The organism is Nocardioides alpinus (genome assembly GCF_900112035.1).
GTDB classification, from domain to species: Bacteria; Actinomycetota; Actinomycetes; order Propionibacteriales; family Nocardioidaceae; genus Nocardioides; species Nocardioides alpinus.
The window spans coordinates 1-5,273 of sequence record NZ_FOKC01000022.1 but is presented as its reverse complement, the minus strand read 5'-3'; the positions used below and the strand labels follow the sequence as shown (position 1 = coordinate 5,273).

3 rRNA genes are annotated in these 5,273 nt (G+C 56.2%); all 3 read right to left on the bottom strand.

The annotated features are described in order from the left end of the window. Positions 1 to 8: 8 nt before the first annotated feature. Positions 9 to 126 (bottom strand): 5S ribosomal RNA (rrf, locus tag BM127_RS21720). A 183-nt stretch (positions 127 to 309) separates the two neighbouring features. Continuing rightward, positions 310 to 3,443: ribosomal RNA gene (locus BM127_RS21715) — 23S ribosomal RNA — on the bottom strand. A 549-nt stretch (positions 3,444 to 3,992) separates the two neighbouring features. Beyond that, a 16S ribosomal RNA gene (locus BM127_RS21710) occupies positions 3,993 to 5,273 on the bottom strand; the annotation flags it as partial.

Here is a 5,273-nt window from a genome sequence, read left to right as displayed (position 1 = left end):
CAATGTATGTCCGGCGGCGTCCTACTCTCCCACAACCTCTCGGTTGCAGTACCATCGGCGCTGAAAGGCTTAACTTCCGGGTTCGGTATGGGACCGGGTGTTTCCCGTTTCGCTATGGCCGCCGTAACTCTTTCAACCACTACACATCTGCCTCGCCCCCGGGTGTTGCTCGGGGGTTGGGTGTGTTGGTTGGGAACTGCTTAGTGGACGCGAACAACAGATAGATCTTGTCTGTGTGGGTGTTCGTTACGTATGCGCGTTGTACAAGGAGACTTCAAGCATGGGTGCTTGTGTGGTTTTGTACGGTGTTGGGACAAGCCCTCGGCCTATTAGTACCGGTCGGCTGGGCATTGCTGCTGTACACCTCCGGCCTATCAACCCCATGTTCTGTGGGGGGCCTTACCCACTTACGTGGTGGGAAACCTCATCTTGAAACGTGCTTCCCGCTTAGATGCATTCAGCGGTTATCACTTCCGAACGTAGCCAACCAGCCGTGCTCTTGGCAGAACAACTGGCACACCAGAGGTTCGTCCATCCCGGTCCTCTCGTACTAGGGACAGCCTTTCTCAAGTTTCCTGCGCGCGCGGCGGATAGGGACCGAACTGTCTCACGACGTTCTAAACCCAGCTCGCGTGCCGCTTTAATGGGCGAACAGCCCAACCCTTGGGACCTACTCCAGCCCCAGGATGCGACGAGCCGACATCGAGGTGCCAAACCATCCCGTCGATATGGACTCTTGGGGAAGATCAGCCTGTTATCCCCGGGGTACCTTTTATCCGTTGAGTGACCACGCTTCCACATGCCGTGGCCAGATCACTAGTTCCGACTTTCGTCCCTGCTCGACATGTCTGTCTCACAGTCAAGCTCCCTTGTGCACTTACACTCGCCACCTGATTGCCAACCAGGCTGAGGGAACCTTTGAGCGCCTCCGTTACATTTTAGGAGGCAACCGCCCCAGTTAAACTACCCATCAGGCACTGTCCCTGATCCAGATAATGGACCTAGGTTAGACATCTAGTACGACCAGAGTGGTATTTCAACGTTGACTCCACCCACACTGGCGTGTGAGCTTCAAAGTCTCCCACCTATCCTACACAAGCCGTACCAAACACCAATACCAAACTATAGTAAAGGTCCCGGGGTCTTTCCGTCCTGCCGCGCGTAACGAGCATCTTTACTCGTAGTGCAATTTCGCCGAGTCCATGGTTGAGACAGTGGGAAAGTCGTTACTCCATTCGTGCAGGTCGGAACTTACCCGACAAGGAATTTCGCTACCTTAGGATGGTTATAGTTACCACCGCCGTTTACTGGGGCTTAAATTCTCAGCTTCGGCATTGCTGCCTAACCGGTCCTCTTAACCTTCCAGCACCGGGCAGGAGTCAGTCCGTATACATCGTCTTACAACTTCGCACGGACCTGTGTTTTTAGTAAACAGTCGCTTTCCCCTGGTCTCTGCGGCCCTTCACGGCTCCCCCAGCAAGTGGGTTCACGATCCGGGCCCCCCTTCTCCCGAAGTTACGGGGGCATTTTGCCGAGTTCCTTAACCATGGTTTTCTCGATCGCCTTAGTATTCTCTACCTGATCACCTGAGTCGGTTTGGGGTACGGGCGGCTCGTTGCTCGCTAGAGGTTTTTCTCGACAGCATAGGATCACCCACTTCGCCATACGGCTCCGCGTCACGTCTCAGACTCCACACTGAAGTGGATGGTGCGGATTTGCCTACACCACGTCCTACGCGCTTGCCCACAGACAACCATCGCTGTGGTTGGGCTACCTTCCTGTGTCACCCCATCGCTTGACTACTACCAGCTCGGGTCCCACGCTCCGCTCACCAGCCTCGCCCCGAAGGGTCCGGTCCGATGAGTTTCGGGTGGTTAGCATCACCAGGTTCGTCATGGGCGCAACTTCGCCGGTACGGGAATATCAACCCGTTGTCCATCGACTACGCCTGTCGGCCTCGCCTTAGGTCCCGACTTACCCAGGGCAGATTAGCTTGACCCTGGAACCCTTGATCATTCGGCGCACGGGTTTCTCACCCGTGATTCGCTACTCATGCCTGCATTCTCACTCGTGTGGGCTCCACACCTGGATCACTCCGGCGCTTCACTGCCCACACGACGCTCCCCTACCCATCCAGCGCACTGAACACCGATCAAGTCGATGCTGATGTATTCGCTGAATGCCATAGCTTCGGCGGATGACTTGAGCCCCGCTACATTGTCGGCGCGGAATCACTTGACCAGTGAGCTATTACGCACTCTTTCAAGGGTGGCTGCTTCCAAGCCAACCTCCTGGTTGTCAATGCGACTCCACATCCTTTTCCACTTAGTCACCGCTTGGGGGCCTTAGCTGATGGTCTGGGCTGTTTCCCTCTCGACTACGGAGCTTATCCCCCGCAGTCTCACTGCTGCGCTCTCACTTACCGGCATTCGGAGTTTGGCTAACGTCAGTAACCTTGTAGGGCCCATTAGCTATCCAGTGCTCTACCTCCGGCAAGAAACACGCAACGCTGCACCTAAATGCATTTCGGGGAGAACCAGCTATCACGAAGTTTGATTGGCCTTTCACCCCTATCCACAGGTCATCCCCTCAGTTTTCAACCTAAGTGGGTTCGGTCCTCCACGTCGTCTTACCGACGCTTCAACCTGCCCATGGATAGATCACTTCGCTTCGGGTCTTGAGCGCGCTACTGAATCGCCCTATTCGGACTCGCTTTCGCTACGGCTTCCCCACACGGGTTAACCTCGCAACACACCGCAAACTCGCAGGCTCATTCTTCAAAAGGCACGCCGTCACCCCCACCAGCAAGCTGGCATAAGGCTCCGACGGATTGTAGGCACACGGTTTCAGGTACTATTTCACTCCCCGCCAGGGGTACTTTTCACCTTTCCCTCACGGTACTTGTCCGCTATCGGTCATCAAGGAGTATTTAGGCTTAACGGGTGGTCCCGCCAGATTCACACGGAATTTCAGGGGTTCCGTGTTACTTGGGAACACGCTCCAGAGCCAGCGCTTTACGTCTACGGGCCTATCACCCTCTACGGTACGGCTTTCCAACCGACTTCGACTTCCACACTGGTTTCTTACTCTGTACTGAGCCGGCAGACTCAATCGAGCGGTCCCACGACCCCCCACATGCAACCCCTGCCGGGTATCACACACATGAGGTTTAGCCTCATCCGATTTCGCTCGCCACTACTCTCGGAATCACGGTTGTTTTCTCTTCCTGTCGGTACTGAGATGTTTCACTTCCCGACGTTCCCTCCACACACCCTATGTGTTCAGATGTGGGTAACACGACATGACTCGTGCTGGGTTTCCCCATTCGGACACCCCCGGATCACAGCTTGGTTGCCAACTCCCCAGGGCTTATCGCAGGCTCCAACGTCCTTCATCGGCTCTTGATGCCAAGGCATCCACCATGTGCCCTTCATAGCTTGTCTCAACAACGTCAAAACAACACACGCTCACACGCACTCACGTACACGCTCACGCACACTACAAACGGAACACACCAACCCACCCCCCAATCAAAGGGACGAGCCAGCTTCACACACGACAACACACTGATGCGAATACCAGCATGCCATCAACAAAATTTACACTTTCACAACCCACCAACCATCACCCCCCACCACAACAACACACATTGCGTGGAGAACATGACGACGCGGGTTGCAAAGATGCTCGCGTCCACTATGCAGATCTCAAACAACAACCCCACCAACACCCAGAACCCACCAACGGTGGACCCCAGGCAAAGGGAGGACCAGAAAGACTCAGCTCGGCTGATCCTTCAGGACCCAACAGTGTGCTTGACCCCATCCCCCACCAACGTGAGGCAACAGGTACTGAAACGCCGCACCACCCACCCCCAGAAGAGGCAGACAACACGACCAGCGCCGACGATTCCACTAGTGAACACCACCATCGCGCCAGTAACTCTTAGTGACCGGTATGGCCAGCCTGGCATCGGTGTGCGTGCTCCTTAGAAAGGAGGTGATCCAGCCGCACCTTCCGGTACGGCTACCTTGTTACGACTTCGTCCCAATCGCCAGCCCCACCTTCGACGGCTCCCTCCACAAGGGTTGGGCCACCGGCTTCGGGTGTTGCCGACTTTCGTGACGTGACGGGCGGTGTGTACAAGGCCCGGGAACGTATTCACCGCAGCGTTGCTGATCTGCGATTACTAGCGACTCCGACTTCATGGGGTCGAGTTGCAGACCCCAATCCGAACTGAGACCGGCTTTTTGGGATTCGCTCCCCCTTACGGGATCGCAGCCCTTTGTACCGGCCATTGTAGCATGCGTGAAGCCCTGGACATAAGGGGCATGATGACTTGACGTCATCCCCACCTTCCTCCGAGTTGACCCCGGCAGTCTCCTATGAGTCCCCACCATTACGTGCTGGCAACATAGAACGAGGGTTGCGCTCGTTGCGGGACTTAACCCAACATCTCACGACACGAGCTGACGACAGCCATGCACCACCTGTACACCCCCAAAAGAAGCCCCATCTCTGAGGCGGCAGGGTGTATGTCAAACCCAGGTAAGGTTCTTCGCGTTGCATCGAATTAATCCGCATGCTCCGCCGCTTGTGCGGGCCCCCGTCAATTCCTTTGAGTTTTAGCCTTGCGGCCGTACTCCCCAGGCGGGGCGCTTAATGCGTTAGCTGCGGCACGGAATCCGTGGAATGGACCCCACACCTAGCGCCCAACGTTTACGGTGTGGACTACCAGGGTATCTAATCCTGTTCGCTCCCCACACTTTCGCTCCTCAGCGTCAGGTAATGCCCAGAGAACCGCCTTCGCCACCGGTGTTCCTCCTGATATCTGCGCATTTCACCGCTACACCAGGAATTCCGTTCTCCCCTGCATACCTCTAGTCTGCCCGTATCGAAAGCAAGCGCCGTGTTAAGCACGGCGTTTTCACTCCCGACGCGACAAACCGCCTACGAGCCCTTTACGCCCAATCATTCCGGACAACGCTCGCACCCTACGTATTACCGCGGCTGCTGGCACGTAGTTGGCCGGTGCTTCTTCTGTACCTACCGTCACTTGCGCTTCGTCGGTACTGAAAGAGGTTTACAACCCGAAGGCCGTCATCCCTCACGCGGCGTTGCTGGATCAGGCTTCCGCCCATTGTCCAATATTCCCCACTGCTGCCTCCCGTAGGAGTCTGGGCCGTGTCTCAGTCCCAGTGTGACCGGTCACCCTCTCAGGCCGGCTACCCGTCGAAGCCATGGTGAGCCATTACCTCACCATCAAGCTGATA